We start from the raw sequence: 15,686 nt of genomic DNA, 5'->3' as shown, positions 1-15,686 counted from the left end.
ATTCCTTAACCTTCACCAAGGCCTGAAGCGATAGCTTTACTAATCGATTCAAGTGCTTGTGCTGCATCTTCACCTTCAGCAACAAACTGAAGCTGGTGGCCGTGTTTAACGCCAAGTGCGATTACTTTCATCAAGCTCTTCGCGTTCACTTCTTTTCCGTCGCCATCTAGGTTTGAAACGCGGATAGTTGATTCAAACTTCTTCGCTTCAGCGACTAGCATTGCACCTGGACGAGCGTGTAGGCCGTGCGCGTTTTTGATTTTGAATACTGCGCAGTTGTCATCGTCTTGAGAAGCTGTAGAAACCGCTTCACCTTTTAGAAGGCCAATCACTTGTGCGGCATCAGCAGTTAACAGTTGTTGCTGTTTACCTTCGAAAACCATCTTGCTTAGGTTTGCCAGAATAGATTGGTGTGCGCTGTTACAAGCGGCGAATGCAACAAGTGCTTTAACAGGTGTGCCTTCGTACTCACAATGGTTTGCTGTTGAAACGAACGATACGCCAGTGCGAGTTACGCCTTTATCGCTGCCCAACAACCACAGGCCTTGGCCTAGGTGAGTTGGTGTTTTTGTTACTAGGTCAGCAACAAATGCGTTGTCTGTGCAACCGGTGTTCTTAAGTAGGCCACCCGCAACTGCCGACATTTGAACCATGTCGCTCGCAGGGAACAGTAGCTGAACCAAAGAAGCGTCTAGGTCGGCTTCTAGCTGAACTTCGCCGTTAAGTAGGGCGATGATTTCGTCTTCTGATTTCGCTTGCTTTAATTTCTCTTCAACACCGTCTGCCGCTAGCACTTTCGTTAGCTGCTTAAGGATGCCTAAGTGCTCGTCAGATTTAGCTGCAATACCAATTGCTACGTAAACACGGTTGCCGTCTGCCCAATCAATACCTTCAGGGAAGTGGTGTACCGCAACGCCTGTTTCTTTCACTAGGTCACGCGTGTCAGTGGTGCCGTGAGGAATCGCGATGCCGTTACCTAGGAACGTCGAGTTCTGGTTTTCACGGTTCAGCATTCCTTCAACGTAGCCAGAGTCAACTAAGCCTTTCGCGGTTAGGTCGCCAGCAATGTTCTGGATAGCTTTGAATTTGTCATCGGCCGTTTGACCAAGAGTGATGTCAGATTTTGATAATTTAAGCATGGTGCCTCTTTAGCGTATCGCTTGAGAATTTGTGTATCGCTACGATTCAGTCTAGAGCAAGATTTATGGAGCTTAACTCTTTGCTTTGCTCTTTGTTTTATTTGAGCTGAATCGGTTCAGCATTCAGTGTAAAAAAATTCAGCAAAGCCGATTTTGGTTTTCAAAATAGTTTTGCTGCGTGTCGTAATTTCAGTTTCGTTAATAACGAGAAGTTGAATCACAACAAATGACGCTCAATCCATACAAAAGGATGATTGAAGTCACTTTTCAGATTTTGCTGAATCCTTTCAGCTTTTATACTGAATCGATTCAGCATATAATTCAACTAATCCGAGGATCAGATCATTGGTTATATGATCCTACGCACAAAATACAGGTCACCCATATGACACTTGATGAAATTGCTAAATTGGCTGGTGTATCGAAAACCACAGCCAGTTATGTCATCAACGGCAAGGCGCAGAAATACAGAATCAGTGAAAAGACTCAGCAGAAAGTCATGGCGGTGGTGGAAGAGTATAACTACCGACCAGACCATGCTGCTTCGTCGCTGCGTGCTGGTAATAGCCGTTCATTTGGTTTGATTATTCCTGATCTTGAAAACAGCAGTTACGCGCGTTTAGCAAAATTGATCGAGCAGAACTCGCGTAAAGTGGGCTACCAGATTTTGATTGGCTGTTCTGATGATGATGCTGAAACTGAACGCAAGGTGGCAGAAGCTTTGGTGAGTCGTCGTATCGATGCCTTGCTTGTTGCGAGCTCAATGCCAGACGCCAATGAGTTTTACTTGAAGCTGCAAAATTCTGGTACACCTGTCATTGCGATTGACCGTCCGTTAGACGATGAGCACTTTGCTTGCGTGATCAGTGAAGATTTCGAAGCCGCGTTTGAACTGACGCATTCAATCCTCGACCACAGCATTCACAGTGTTGGTTTAATCGGCGCGTTACCTGACCTGAACATTTCGCGTGAACGTCAATTGGGTTTTGAAGCCGCAAACAAAGCACATACTCAACAAACAGGGCTAACAGAAAATAAGCCGATGGTTGTGGGTTATGGTGAACACTTTGATAGAGAATCTGGACGCGAAGTTTTTGAAGAGTGGATTGCAAAAGGTACCGTGCCCGATGCGATTGTGACTATGTCTTACACCTTGTTAGAGGGTGTGTTGGATGTGATGGTTGAAAAGCCAGAGCTGATCAATCAAGTAAAACTGGCAACCTTTGGTGATAATCGTTTATTGGACTTCTTGCCTTTCAAAGTCCATTCACTGCCACAACAGTTTGAAGTGATTGCGGATAGTGCCTTTGCTTTAGCGTTAAATGCATCGGCTAAGCGTTACCAAGCTGGCATTGAACTCGTGCCAAGAAGCTTAGTGAAACGAGGCTAATTCCAGTTAATTTACACAAGCTAGGTTAGACTTCCACACTTAGCTCGAACTTGGGATTAACTCGAACCTGTAATTAACCTCGAACCCGTAGTTAACTCGAACTAAGCAATAAGCCCAACTCTACAATGGCGACAATGCCGAGCAACAAAGCCAACACCTTCCAAAACTGGATTGGGTTTCGGTTTATCAAAGGTTGCTTGGCTTTGCTTTTCACCAAGCTTTGGTTTGGTGTGTAAAGGTCTGCCACAAAATCCCCCAACACTTGATGACGCTCGCTTGGTGATTCCGCGCAGGCTTTTTGTAACACCAAATCCACCCAGCTTGGTAAGTCAGTTCGTTTCTGAGTGATAGGTTGGTATTCCCACTGATGATGACGAGATTGCTTAAGCGATTGTGCGGTCATTTCAGAGTAGGGCAATGCACCGGTTAGCATTTCATAGCCGATCACAGCGATAGAGAACAGATCAGAGCTTGTAGTCGCGGTGTTATGTTTGATGGTCTCTGGTGCAATGTAATTGACCGCACCTAATGGAGTGTCGTCTTTATCTGCGAGCTCTCCTTCTTCAAGTCCTCTCACTAATACAGCGCCGAGGTCGATGATTTTTATCTCACCATCACGTTGAAGCATGATGTTCTCGGGCTTTAAATCTCGGTGCACCATGTCGGCACGTTGTAATACGCGAATGCCTTGCGTGATCTTTTCTAATATTTCGCGCACTTCATTGAGTGACGGCTTTGGATTGTCGTACATCCATTGTCTTAGCGTGATGCCTTCAACCCATTCGCAGATTTGATATAAAAATTGCGAATGTTCTGGCGTCGGGTAAACCTTCATTACCTTCTTATTGTTCAGCAAGATCCCCGCCCATTGTTCATTAAAGAAGGCTCGGAGTTGCGACGGGCTATCGTGATATTGAACGGAAGGGACTTTTAACACGAACTCGGTTTGTGTCTCTTTCTGCATCACACGATACACATGGCTTCTTGAACCTGCATACAACACCTCAAGCACCATAAAGTTGTCGATACTTTGCCCGAGCTTTAAAGCGGGTGGGATAGCACGTTTAGCCAGCTTTTCATGGAACTCAATGAGCGAAGGTTTAGGTAGATGGCTGACTTGCACAATCAAGCAGCTCACGTTGTCTGAACTGTTGTGGCTTAAAGCGGTGTTACAGATGGTTTGTGCTGCGTATTCAAAATCCACTTCAGGTCTATCGATGTGTTCTTTGAAAGTATTGGGAGCAACAAATTCATGCACGCCGTCAGAGGTCAGGATAAAGCAGTCGTCTTTCTTGATAGGCAGGGTTTGATAGTCAACGTTGAGTTGGTTATCCATACCCAAAGCTCGCGTTAGGTAATGTTTCTGTCCCATGTTCTTACGAGTGTGGTCACGGGTCAGTTGGCGTAATTCTCCATCTCTTAGTAAGTAAATACGACTGTCGCCAACGTGGAAGATATGTGCGGTGTTTGATTTTAATATAACGCTGCTGAACGTCGAAACGAGGGCATTGTGGTTCACTTGTTGTGCGGGATGAATATTAGAAACAGACGTGTTGAAGAGCCAAGAGTTGAGCGAGGTTAGGACTTTTTGCGCTGAACGCTGAATGCTCCAGCTATTTGGCGTGGCGTAATAGTCGTCGATAAACTGCATCACGCTGGTGTGGCTGGCTTTCTGGCCGTGTTCACTGCAACTCGCGCCATCGGCTATACAAGCAACACTGCCTTTTAGCTCTTGCTCTGCACGAGTCTTAGGGTGTTTTACGATGATGGCATCTTGGTTTTCATCACGTATGCCTTTATTCGAATAACCACCAAACTTGAGTGTGAGCTGGTTGTTTGATTCCGGCGTGACGACTTGCCCTTGGCTGAATGAAATTGTCATAAGTGGTCTTCTTAACTGGCTGTCTTCTCATTTGCTTGAGAGCACATCTGAGAAAGAACAAAAGCTCTAGCGAATGCAGAGCCTTTGAACGCAGTACCAAAGTGGTGAAACACACCTCGGTACTACTCCCGATTCAATGAGTGGTTAGCTCGATACGTTAATCAAGGTCACGCTACCGTCGTCATTCACTTCAGCGATTTGGCCGTTAGGCTCTTCCATGAACATCAGAGTAACGAAGCCTAGTACCGCTGTTCCTGCAATCACTAAGAAGAAGGTTTGGTAACTTACGAATGAAAGCACCGTGAGGTAAACCACCGCACCCACGTTACCGTAAGCACCAGTCATACCTGCAATTTGACCTGTCATACGACGTTTAATCAGAGGTACTGTTGCAAACACCGCACCTTCACCGGCTTGTACGAAGAAAGAACACGCCATTGCAGCAACAACCGCTAGCCATACTGGCCATGTGCTGTCTACTTGACCCATTGCGAAGTAACCCACAGCAAGACCAATCGTTAGAATAAGCAGTGTTGGTTTACGACCGAATTTGTCTGAAATCCAACCACCACCTGGGCGAGACATTAGGTTCATAAAGGCATAAGCCGATGCAACCATACCCGCAAGAACCGGCGTTAATTCAAAGGTTTCAGAGAAGAACAGTGGCAGCATAGAAACAACAGCCAGTTCAGAACCAAATGTCGCGAAATACAACACGTTCAACACAGCAACTTGCTTGAATTTGTACTGGTGAATCTCTGGCACTTCTTCTTTGAATACGTTCTTATTTACCTTCCAAACTTGCGACACTTCGTACACGTAAAGTGCGGCTAAACCTGCGTAAACCGAGTTAACCGCCATGTCAGACAACATGTTGATGTTGCTTGGTGATAGCTTCCATGTCAGTAGTGCTAAAGCGGCATACATCGGGATCTTCATAATGAGTAGGAAGAAAAAGTCACCCTTTGATGTCACTTCCATTGCCGTTACTTGAGCAGGTTTGAAGTAAGTCGAACCTTTTGGTGTATCCGTTACATTTTTGTAGAAGATAAACGAGAACACTAAGCTCATAAGGCCAGTAATGCCGACCGCATAACGCCAACCATCTTCACCACCAAATGCTAGAGCGAGAGTTGGAAGCGTGAATGCTGCCGCTGCTGAACCGAAGTTACCCCAGCCGCCGTAAATACCTTCAGCTGTACCCAGTTCATTGTGTGGGAACCACTCAGACACTAGACGAATACCGACAACGAAGCCTGCACCGATAAAGCCTAATAGGAAACGAGCAATTGCCGCTTGAATGAAAGAGTCTGCCATAGCAAACATAAAACAAGGGATTGAACAGACCGCGAGTAGCGAAGAGTAGACCAATCTTGGGCCGTATCGGTCGGTTAACATACCAATCGCGACACGTGCAGGAATGGTCAATGCAACGTTGAGAATAAGGAGTGTTTTGATTTCCTCAGTTGAAAGGCCAAGCGAGGTTTTCACCATTTGCAGTAGTGGGGCAAAGTTGAACCACACGACAAAGGTGATAAAAAAGGCCATCCAACTTAGGTGTAAGGTTTTCATCTTACCCGTAAATGAAAGCAGCAAAAATTTTGTGTTATCCATGGTTTAAATCCTTTAAATCTGGAAAATTACCCGGCTTTAGCTCGTGCGTTACTTCCGAAATTCGAACGCATTAATGTGGCTAAACCCTGTGCCGAAATTGCTTACGCTGATAAAGCGTTCGCATGATGATGTCGGCGTTTAGTTAACTGGCGATAGCAAGCGGTGCGAGAACCTGAACCTGTTCTCCTTGCTTGCGAACTTCAAATTTCACGAGCTTGAGATCGGGTTGTTCAAGGCACGCGCCAGTTTCTAAGTGGTAATGCTGCTTGTATAAGGGCGAGGCTACGTAAGGCTCACCGCTTAATGACCCAATGATACCACGTGACATCACATTCGCCTTGCCGATAGGGTCGTAATTAGAGAGTCCATAAAGCGTGTCGCTACGCTTGCAGTAAAAAATAGCCACTTGGTTATCGTCTACTTTGGCGCAAATACCACCGTTTGGGGTTAAGTCGCGGGTGCTGCATACGGTTGTCCAATTTTTCATGACTTTCTCCTAGTCAAAACATAAAACTAATAATCAATTCAATTAGGGTGATAGCCGACCGCAGTTTTCTTGGGCTGCGCCACTGTCGACTATCGATATTGGGTTGAGTTGTTACTGATTCACTCACCAGCAATTCGGCTTACGAAACTTCCGTTACTTCGATTTGGTCTGCCTTAGCTAGCTTTTCATCGCGTTGTGAATCAGAAGAAGAGCTCAAGCTCGGCTTAGGAAAACGCTGTTCTCGTTCTTTGATGAATGACAGGCTAGTGTCCATTTCTTCGCTATTGATGTAGTGCTGGAAGCGTTTCATCTTTTCAGGGTTTTCGATGGTGGTTTTCCATTCACACTGGTATTTTTCGATGTTGAGGGCGATATCGGCTTCAAGTTCTTCAGCAACATTGAGCTTGTCTTCAATCACGACTTGTTTGAGGTATTCAATGCCGCCTTCAAGGTTTTCCATCCATACCGATGTGCGCTGTAGGCGATCTGCGGTACGTGTGTAGAACATCAAAATGCGGTCGATGTATTGCAGAAGAGTGGTTTCATCAAGGTCGGTCGCGAAAAGGTCACCGTGGCGAGGGCGCATACCGCCGTTACCACAGATGTAGAGGTTCCAGCCTTTGTCGGTAGCGATAATGCCAAAGTCTTTCGATTGCGCTTCTGCACATTCACGAGTACAGCCAGAAACCGCAAACTTGATCTTGTGGGGTGAACGCAAGCCTTTGTAGCGGTTCTCAAGTCGAATCGCTAAGCCAACACTGTCGTCGACGCCGTATCGACACCAAGTGCTACCCACACACGATTTCACGGTACGTACCGATTTACCGTAGGCATGGCCTGTTTCAAAACCAGCATCGATTAGTTTTTTCCAGATGATTGGCAGTTCATTAAGTTGTGCGCCAAACAAATCGACACGCTGACCACCGGTGATCTTGGTATAAAGGTCGAACTCTTTAGCGACTTCGCCAAGCACGATTAGTCTATCGGGTGTGATTTCACCGCCAGCAATACGCGGAACCACAGAGTAGGTGCCGTCTTTCTGCATGTTGCCGAGGTAAATGTCGTTGGTGTCTTGCAGTTCGATGTGTTGATCTTCGAGGATGTAATCGTTCCAGTACGAAGCCAAAATTGAACCGACTGCTGGCTTACACACGGTACAGCCCAATCCGTTTCCGTGAGAATCTAACAGCTCATCGAAGGTCTTGATTTTGTTTACGCGGATGATGTCGGTAAGCTCTTGGCGAGAATAGGCAAAGTGCTCACAGATATCATTAGAAACTTCGACACCTAGGTTACTCAGCTCGCTATCAAGAACCTGTTTGGCAAGAGCAGAACAACCGCCACAACCTGTCGAAGCGTTGGTCGTTTCTTTTAATGCAGCCATCGTGGTGCAGCCAGCAGAGACTGCATCTTTAATGTCGCCTTTGGTCACATCGAAACATGAACAAATCACTGCGCTATCGGGCAGAGCTTCAACACCCATTGCCGAACCTGAGTCATCCGCGACATTAGGTAGAATCAGTACTGATGGGTTTTCAGGAAGAGGCATGTCATTTTGTTTGATTTGCAGCAGCGAACCGTAAGCTTCGGCGTCACCCACCAATACCGCACCGACAATTTTCTTGCCATCAGCCGATATGATTAGGCGTTTGTAAACTTGTTCAATTTCATCGTTATAGGTATATGATTGAGCGCCTTCGGTTTGGCCGTGCACTTCACCAATACTGGCTACATCAACACCAAGCAGTTTGAGCTTAGTGCTCATGTCGGCACCAGTAAACGCAGCGTCGCTCGTTCCGTCCGATAAGATATGCGAAGCCGCGACTTTCGCCATGGAATAACCGGGTGCCACTAAGCCGAAGATCTTGTTGTCCCAAAGGGCACATTCACCAATCGCATACACATTGTCGATGTTGGTTTGGCAATGATCGTTAATCACGATGCCACCACGTTCACCAATGGCGATATCAGAGCTGCGAGCTAGGGCATCTTGAGGGCGAATACCCGCAGAGAATACGATCATATCGGTTTCAAGATAGGTGCCGTCTGCGAAGTTCATTCTGTAGCGCGCGTTCTCACCCGCGACTATTTCTGAGGTTGCCTTCTCGGTGTGAACTTGCACGCCAAGGTCTTCAATCTTTCTGCGCAGTAGGGCACCGCCACCGTCATCTAATTGAACGGCCATTAGGCGAGGTGCAAATTCAACAACATGTGTTTCCAAGCCAAGGTTTTTGACTGCGTTTGCGGCTTCTAAGCCAAGCAGGCCACCACCAATAACGACGCCAGATTTGCTGCCTTTGCTAGATAGTTCAATGGCGTCTAGATCTTCGATGGTGCGATAAACGTGGCAGTGTTCTTGGTCGTTTCCGGGAATAGGGGGAACAAAAGGGAATGAACCGGTCGCCAGAATCAATGTGTCATAACTTTCGGTATGTCCCGATTCAGTCACAACGCACTTATTTTCAGTATCTAGTTGAGCGACTCTCGCGTTGAGAAGGTAATTGACGCCATTGCTTTGGTAATACTCTTCGCTGGTTAATGCCAAATCATCAGCATTTCCGCGTTTGAAGTAAGCAGTTAGCTGAACTCTGTCGTAGGCCAACCTTGGTTCTTCACTAAAAGTAATCATATCAAACTCATCACTGTCTGATTGCAGGATGTTGTCGATAAATTTGTGTCCAACCATGCCGTTACCCACAACGACGATTTTCTTCTTGCTCATAATCCATTCCTTATTCTCGGCGTCACCATTACTAGCATCTAATTTCTAGTCGTTAGCAGATGAATACCGGGTTGAGATTCCACTCAATTCATAATCATCAAGAAAAACAAAAATGTTTTTTCTAAGTCTTGGTTTCTAGTGGAGCAAGGAGGGTGCCAGATTGCAGGTTGTTCATTTAAATAAAATTTAACTTATATATTTCAATGTTTTAAAAGTTGAGGGTGGCACGTAATTACCCCTAAAGTGGTATGTAAAATTTTTGTTAGATTTATATAAATGAGCATTTGTGGTGCAACTTTCCGCAAGATGGTGCAAAAATTAAGTTTCTATCTTGGTTAAGTCCGATTTTGTTCGGGGTTGATATTTTGTATTTAATTAAATTGTTGTTTTTAATAGAAAATATTTCAATTCGGTCGACTGGTATTAAGTGGCGTGCTATTTGCTTGGTTTGAGTTATTACAATTATGGATAATTGAGCGAGAAACGGATGACCGATTCAAACAGCGGCTGGATAAAATCAACCTGTGCTTATTGTGGTGTAGGGTGTGGAATAGAAGCGAGACCGACATCGTTAGGAAAACTAGAAGTACGTGGTGATAAAGATCATCCATCAAACTATGGAAAGCTATGTACTAAAGGGATTGCGCTTGGTGATACTGTGACGCCTTTAGGACGCCTAACACAGCCTGCTCATATTCAGAATGAGCAAAAACAAGATCTGGATTGGAACAGTGCCACTCAGTTGGTTGCAGACAAATTCAATCAAACGATTGAAGAATTTGGGGCCGATTCGGTTGCGTTCTATGTTTCTGGTCAGCTGCTTACCGAAGACTACTATGTTGCCAATAAATTGATGAAAGGCTTCATCGGCAGTGGCAACATCGACAGTAATTCTAGGCTGTGTATGGCTTCAACCGTGGTCGGGCATAAGCGTGCATTTGGCGCAGACACAGTACCTGTCTGTTATGAAGATTTAGAACAAGCAGAAGTCGTCGTTATTACTGGCTCAAACCTCGCTTGGTGTCACCCTGTGCTATTCCAAAGATTAAGAGCCGCCAAACAAGCCAACCCTGCATTAAAAGTAATCGTCATTGACCCTCGTTATACCGACACCTGTGAAATTGCCGACATGCACTTGGCGTTGGAGTCAGGCTCTGATGTGGCACTGTTCAATGGTTTGCTAGCCTACTTAGATGACAACGACCAGCTAGATGCTGACTACATTGAACACCACACCCAAGGTTTTACGGAAGCCATTCGATCCGCAACTCATTACCGTTATACCGAGTCAGGCTATACCGAATCAAGTAAGTGCGACAAAAGTGTTCCCGAGCTAACAGGGCTTACTGAGCAGCAACTCGAACAGTTCTACAAGTTATTTGCTTCGAACGAGAAAGTGCTCACCATCTATTCCCAAGGCGTAAACCAATCCACACAAGGGTGTGACAAGGTGAATGCCATTATTAACTGTCATTTAGCCACCGGAAAAATTGGTAAACCGGGCATGGGGCCATTCTCTGTAACGGGTCAGCCGAACGCAATGGGTGGGCGTGAGGTGGGCGGTTTAGCCAATACCTTAGCGGCGCACTTCGAATTTGGTGATCCGCAGTCACACCAAACGGTGCGCGAATTCTGGCAAACCGACAACTTAGCCACACATGCGGGTTTAAAAGCAATTGACCTGTTTGATGCTATAAATGAAGGCAAAATCAAAGCAGTGTGGATCATGGCGACCAACCCAGTCGTGAGCCTGCCTGACAGTGAAAAAATCAAAGCCGCACTAGAGAAGTGCCCGTTTGTAGTGGTGTCGGATTGTATTGCTGATACTGAAACCACTCGCTTGGCCGATGTGGTGCTGCCCGCGCAAGGGTGGAGCGAGAAGTCGGGCACCGTAACCAACTCTGAGCGTCGAATCTCACGCCAACGCCGTATATTACCAAGCCCAGGGGAAGCCAAACCTGATTGGTGGATATTAAAAGAAGTCGCGCAAAAAATGGGATTCAAAGACCCGTTTGATTACCGCCACGAAGGCGAGATTTTCAAAGAGTATTGCGAGATGACTGCGCTTGGTAATGAAACAGGTAAAGCGCGTGACTTGTGCTTAATAGGGCTCACTCAATTGGATGAAAAAGGCTATGGCGAACTCACTCCACAGCAATGGCCAGTGCTAAAATATCAACCAGAGATCATTGAGCAGCGCATGTTCACCAATGGCGAGTTCTTTACAGAATCTGGCAAAGCGCAGTTTATTACAGTTGAGCACGACAAACCCATTGCCGATACCAGCCTTGAATTCCCACTTATCATGAACACAGGTCGAATCCGAGACCAATGGCACACCATGAGCCGTACAGGCTTGGCCGCAGGTTTAGGCAAACATACACCAGAACCCTTTGTCGCCATGCATCCAGATACCGTTGCAGAGCTTGGCTTAGATGAATTTGGGCTAGATGCGTTTAACCATGCGATCATTAATCCAGTGGTGAAAGTGCGCAGCGCACAAGGGGAGTGCCAAGCGCGCCTAGTGGTAACCAAAGAGGTGCGCCGCGAACAAGTCTTCATGCCTATCCACTGGAACGCCCCGACTGCCAAAGACAGCAAGCCATGCGACCTGATCTTGCCTCATACCGATGCCGCCTCTGGTCAGCCAGAATTCAAACACACCCCTGTGGTGGTAGAGTCGTGTGGTTATCGCAGTGAAGCCGCACTGGTCAGCGACAAGGTGATGGATTGCAGCGGCTTTGATTATTGGGTTCGCCAAAGAGTGGAGGGCGGTTTTCTGTATCGCATCTCATCATCTAAGAACCCAATGGAGCTGGTGATTCAGCTCGCCAACACACTCGATGCTTTACCAGAACCCAACGCGGAGGCGATCAAATCACTCCATTACCACGGCAACAAATCATTCAAGAACTATGGTTCTGCAAAGCTGGGTCAGTCTGGTGTAAAGCAAGCCTTTGTGGTGAACAGTAAGCTAGACCATCAAAGCATCGAATGGCTGGTGGAATGCATAACCCGAGAAGCCGATGAAGAGTTCGAAGCCGAGTTTTTGAGTGCCTTGGCGAAGTAGTTATTACCTCTCGCTCATCCATACCTATAGCAAAAACGCCGACAATCATGTCGGCGTTTTTGTTTGAGAATACGACTCTTAAGTTATGACAACTCATAGACTGAATTACGGTTCACTCACATATTGGGGAGTTTTCTGCACTCTGCCGAAACTATATGGAAAATTTCTGCTTTTCGTCATGTTTGATACAAAGATAAGTAGGTAAGATGATGTTATTAAATGAGTTATTAGACTTGGCCTGAATGGTTTAGATTACTAGACAGAATTGTTTCAGGGACAAAATGCAGAATTATTCCGTCTAATATAGCTGTTAGAGCTTACGCAAAAATCAGCTAAGGAGTGTAGTTTGAATATTGTTGGGTGTTTATTGCTAGTCGTATCTGTTTTCCTCTTTGGACTAAAAGGCATGGCAGCAGAGATGGGAATAGCAGTTGCTGCGAGTGCTGTATTTTTGGCTTTTGCAAATCTTGATAAGTTTTCCAAATTCAAAGGTGCAGGATTTGAGGCTGAATTAAGAGATGTTGTAACAGAAGCAAATGCTACAATAGACCACTTGAAACAAGTAACAACGCCCCTTCTTATTACCAGTATTGATTTAATGACAAAAGATGGTCGGTGGTCTGATGGCGATGGTATTAATAAAAAACATGATTTATTTGATAAGTTGATTAACTTAGAGTCTGAAATCGGCGTAAAAGATTCAGAATTAGATTTAGCTAAACAAAGATACATACGGATTCATGCTTGGGATATGATTTCTGAATTAGCTGGAAATATTGAACGTGCAGGTGAGTTTAAGTTTACAACTCTAATTGCTAGTAAAGTTGGTCGTCATACTTTTGATAAGGTACCTGATTTAGCCGTATTTAAAGAGCTTGTATCGCCAATAGAATTTGATGAAAAGTGTCAGGAACAACTAAAAGCAGTTGAAAAGTACTACTTAAAATACAAGCTCTAACAAACGCTTTAAGACGGATTCGCAACGCGTGGCATTTTTACCATGCGTTGGTTTTAGTGATTTATGTGGTATGCGGAAACATCGTATTGCGTTACTCACCACTTAAGCGGGCGTTATATTTAAGGGAAAGTTGGAATTAATGTATACAAAAAAAGAAAGCACGCAAGAGGTTTCAATTAGCCTCGATAATTTACATGAACGCTTTAACTTTGAAATTAAATATCTGAAAGAGTATTTGAATTTTTCTAAAGAGTCTGTTGAAGAACGATCTGCAAAGCTAGCAGATAGAATTTATGCGGATTCATTAGAAAACCCTGATTTAGAAACCATGCTACAAGAAATGTATGAGAAGGAGCATAAAGCTATTTCTAGTTATTTATATCACTCCTCGATAGTCTTGGTTTATACAGTCTTAGAAAGTACATTGGCTCAAATTTGTACTGAACTTAAATTTACAGCAAGAATACCGTTTTCCTTTGATGAGGTCAGCGGTGCTGGGAATATCATGAAAGCATTTAATTATTTAAAAATGGTATCTAGCTTACCTAAAGTTGAAATAGAAAGAATAACACCAAAATTTGGCAAGTATCAACAATTACGAAACTCAATTGCACACAAAAATGGACGTTTCAGTGGGAAAAATGAAGCTGCTATTCAGAAGCAAAGAAGGGAATTTGTTGCTGAATTTTCAGATTTAGAGTTAAGCGCTGATGAAATGCAGTTCTTTATTATGTCATCTGAAACAGTTGATAAATTCATATTATTAGTAGAAAAAACTATTGATATAGTTGTATCTCATATTAAGAAGCAAGCGTTTGTTGTGGCTATATAAATATAACAAATGCATCAACACGATTTGCTACACTCGGCATTCTAGGTTTCTTTAGGTAAGTGGTAAATTTAGACTTAATCTGCATAGTAACAAACGTGTTATGCAGGCGTTATACGTAGCATTAAATTTGGAGTACTGAATGAAAAAATGTGTTGTTGAGTATGATGTTGTTGTCGAAAGTGACATTTACCTATCATTTTCTTTTGATAACTTCTCAGTGGTTAATGTAAACGGAATAAATGAGTCAGAGCAACCTTGCTCTCTGCTGAAAGTGACTATTGAATACGAAGTAAAAGATTATGAATCCCTAGTTGATTCTCCAATTTTTACTCGAGCAAACTATTTAAGTGCTTTAGGAATCATGTCATTTTTAGTTGACGAACCGTTTGATGTCTTTGGCCCTTCTTCTCGAAAACAAATTGTAGACAATGATTGGAAACAATCACAAAATAGCACCTTTATTCAAGGTGGTGTCGATTGTTGCTCTCAATTAGAAGCGTTTTTGAGTGCGCTTGCCTCGTTAGATAAACACGAAAAAGAATTTATTTTTTCATTGCTAGATCGCTGGCGTAAAGCTCGGTATTTAGAAAAAGAAACGGAAGATAGCTTTCTTTACAATGATGAGGCGACATTGGCGTATTTTCACGTATTGGAGCTCCTTGCTGATTTGTCGTCTAAAAAACTCCAAAGAGAGTCGAGGGCCCTTATTGATACTTTTTGCAGTAAATATAACGAAGATATTCTATCCTTATCAGGTACAGCATTAGAAAGTGAAACTGTCGCAAAAGCAAAGCTAATATCAGCGGTGCTTGATAAAGAAATTTCTGTTTACGCAAAGATTTCTTATTTACTTAAATCTCATGGTCTCCTTGATGAACGAACTTCTTATTGGACAAAAAATTTAATTGAAGCTCGGAATTCTGTAGCCCACGGTAGACGAGTTTTTTACGATAAAGCAATTTTTCCTGTGCAGCCTTTTTTCCCGCTTGCTTCTAATCAATTATATCCTGTCGACTTTTTGCGAGTGTTTAGCGCTAAAATAATTGCGTCTCATATTGGTTTAGATTTGTATCAAGAAGAGTGGAAGTTTGTTCATGGAAATTTAAATTATGGAGAGTCAGCTACTAAATTATTCCTTACTTCAGGTACTTTTGAGCTAATAAATCAGTTATCAGAATTTGAGGAATCAATCGCCTTTGGTGGGTTAAATGACTTAATCTTATTAAAAAAGATAAAGGTGGCGTCTTCCATTAACTATTACAAATTTTACCTCGCGGCTGCATCTGTAAATACCGACTTTATACTTTCAAATGTATGCGCACTTGTTGTTTTACTCGAAGCTTCAAAAGATGAAGACTTAGCAATACAAATTATTGAAGTATTTAAGTCAATGAAAGAAAACGACGAAACTTCTAGCGTGAGGTTCCGAGACTTAATTTATCACCTAGACTTCCATGGTTTTAAAGCTAGTAAGCTAGAAAATTTAGTGAGAGAAGAAGTCTTGCGTTAGCTACGTATAACAAATGCATCAGCACGATTTGCTACATTCGGCATTCTAGGTTTCTTTGAGTTTACCGTGTTAAGTGGTAAAT

The 15,686-nt window shown here is 43.9% G+C and carries 10 protein-coding genes; 5 read left to right on the top strand and 5 right to left on the bottom strand.

What is annotated here, in order from left to right; genetic code table 11:
* Positions 1 to 5 precede the first annotated feature (5 nt).
* Positions 6 to 1,139, bottom strand: coding sequence for a fused PTS fructose transporter subunit IIA/HPr protein (fruB, locus tag OW495_RS03165; protein WP_289884963.1), 1,134 nt, complete (start codon positions 1,137 to 1,139; stop codon positions 6 to 8).
* A gap of 385 nt (positions 1,140 to 1,524) precedes the next feature.
* Between fruB and cra the strand changes: the two genes are divergently transcribed.
* Entirely contained in the window at positions 1,525 to 2,529 is a 1,005-nt protein-coding gene (cra, locus tag OW495_RS03160; RefSeq protein WP_151416499.1) for a catabolite repressor/activator, read from the top strand.
* A 91-nt stretch (positions 2,530 to 2,620) separates the two neighbouring features.
* Here the strand turns inward: cra and OW495_RS03155 are convergent, their stop codons facing one another.
* The 4 genes from OW495_RS03155 to nirB all read right to left on the bottom strand — a co-directional run bounded on the left by OW495_RS03155 (position 2,621) and on the right by nirB (position 9,234).
* Complete coding sequence (locus tag OW495_RS03155) at positions 2,621 to 4,411, bottom strand: bifunctional protein-serine/threonine kinase/phosphatase (RefSeq protein WP_289884960.1); 1,791 nt, start codon at positions 4,409 to 4,411, stop codon at positions 2,621 to 2,623.
* A gap of 144 nt (positions 4,412 to 4,555) precedes the next feature.
* Entirely contained in the window at positions 4,556 to 6,025 is a 1,470-nt protein-coding gene (locus OW495_RS03150; protein ID WP_289884957.1) for a NarK family nitrate/nitrite MFS transporter, read from the bottom strand.
* A 142-nt stretch (positions 6,026 to 6,167) separates the two neighbouring features.
* Positions 6,168 to 6,512 carry a nitrite reductase small subunit NirD gene (nirD, locus tag OW495_RS03145; RefSeq protein WP_289884955.1) on the bottom strand — a complete coding sequence of 115 codons (345 nt, stop codon included), beginning with the start codon at positions 6,510 to 6,512 and terminating at the stop codon, positions 6,168 to 6,170.
* A gap of 139 nt (positions 6,513 to 6,651) precedes the next feature.
* Positions 6,652 to 9,234 carry a nitrite reductase large subunit NirB gene (nirB, locus tag OW495_RS03140; RefSeq protein WP_289884953.1) on the bottom strand — a complete coding sequence of 861 codons (2,583 nt, stop codon included), beginning with the start codon at positions 9,232 to 9,234 and terminating at the stop codon, positions 6,652 to 6,654.
* Positions 9,235 to 9,706: 472 nt separating this feature from the next.
* Here nirB and OW495_RS03135 point away from each other — a divergent pair, with 472 nt between their 5' ends.
* The 4 genes from OW495_RS03135 to OW495_RS03120 all read left to right on the top strand — a co-directional run bounded on the left by OW495_RS03135 (position 9,707) and on the right by OW495_RS03120 (position 15,604).
* Positions 9,707 to 12,304: a nitrate reductase gene (locus OW495_RS03135; protein WP_289884952.1), complete on the top strand. Its 2,598-nt coding sequence runs from the start codon at positions 9,707 to 9,709 to the stop codon at positions 12,302 to 12,304.
* A 346-nt stretch (positions 12,305 to 12,650) separates the two neighbouring features.
* Positions 12,651 to 13,262: a hypothetical protein gene (locus OW495_RS03130; protein WP_289884951.1), complete on the top strand. Its 612-nt coding sequence runs from the start codon at positions 12,651 to 12,653 to the stop codon at positions 13,260 to 13,262.
* 139 nt (positions 13,263 to 13,401) lie between these two features.
* Entirely contained in the window at positions 13,402 to 14,094 is a 693-nt protein-coding gene (locus OW495_RS03125; protein ID WP_229634671.1) for a hypothetical protein, read from the top strand.
* Between the two features lie 139 nt (positions 14,095 to 14,233).
* Positions 14,234 to 15,604 carry a hypothetical protein gene (locus OW495_RS03120; protein WP_229634670.1) on the top strand — a complete coding sequence of 457 codons (1,371 nt, stop codon included), beginning with the start codon at positions 14,234 to 14,236 and terminating at the stop codon, positions 15,602 to 15,604.
* Positions 15,605 to 15,686 lie beyond the last annotated feature (82 nt).

This window comes from Vibrio sp. 14N.309.X.WAT.E.F5, assembly GCF_030397615.1.
Classification (GTDB): Bacteria; Pseudomonadota; Gammaproteobacteria; order Enterobacterales; family Vibrionaceae; genus Vibrio; species Vibrio lentus.
This window is presented reverse-complemented; position numbering and strand designations above follow the sequence as displayed.

What these genes read in the sequence shown, in the direction of transcription:
- cra (WP_151416499.1), top strand. Translation starts at nt 1,525, where the DNA reads ATGACACTTGATGAAATTGCTAAATTGGCTGGTGTATCGAAAACCACA.
- nirB (WP_289884953.1), bottom strand. Translation starts at nt 9,234, where the DNA reads ATGAGCAAGAAGAAAATCGTCGTTGTGGGTAACGGCATGGTTGGACAC.
- OW495_RS03120 (WP_229634670.1), top strand. Translation starts at nt 14,234, where the DNA reads ATGAAAAAATGTGTTGTTGAGTATGATGTTGTTGTCGAAAGTGACATT.
- fruB (WP_289884963.1), bottom strand. Translation starts at nt 1,139, where the DNA reads ATGCTTAAATTATCAAAATCTGACATCACTCTTGGTCAAACGGCCGAT.
- OW495_RS03150 (WP_289884957.1), bottom strand. Translation starts at nt 6,025, where the DNA reads ATGGATAACACAAAATTTTTGCTGCTTTCATTTACGGGTAAGATGAAA.
- OW495_RS03155 (WP_289884960.1), bottom strand. Translation starts at nt 4,411, where the DNA reads ATGACAATTTCATTCAGCCAAGGGCAAGTCGTCACGCCGGAATCAAAC.
- OW495_RS03125 (WP_229634671.1), top strand. Translation starts at nt 13,402, where the DNA reads ATGTATACAAAAAAAGAAAGCACGCAAGAGGTTTCAATTAGCCTCGAT.
- nirD (WP_289884955.1), bottom strand. Translation starts at nt 6,512, where the DNA reads ATGAAAAATTGGACAACCGTATGCAGCACCCGCGACTTAACCCCAAAC.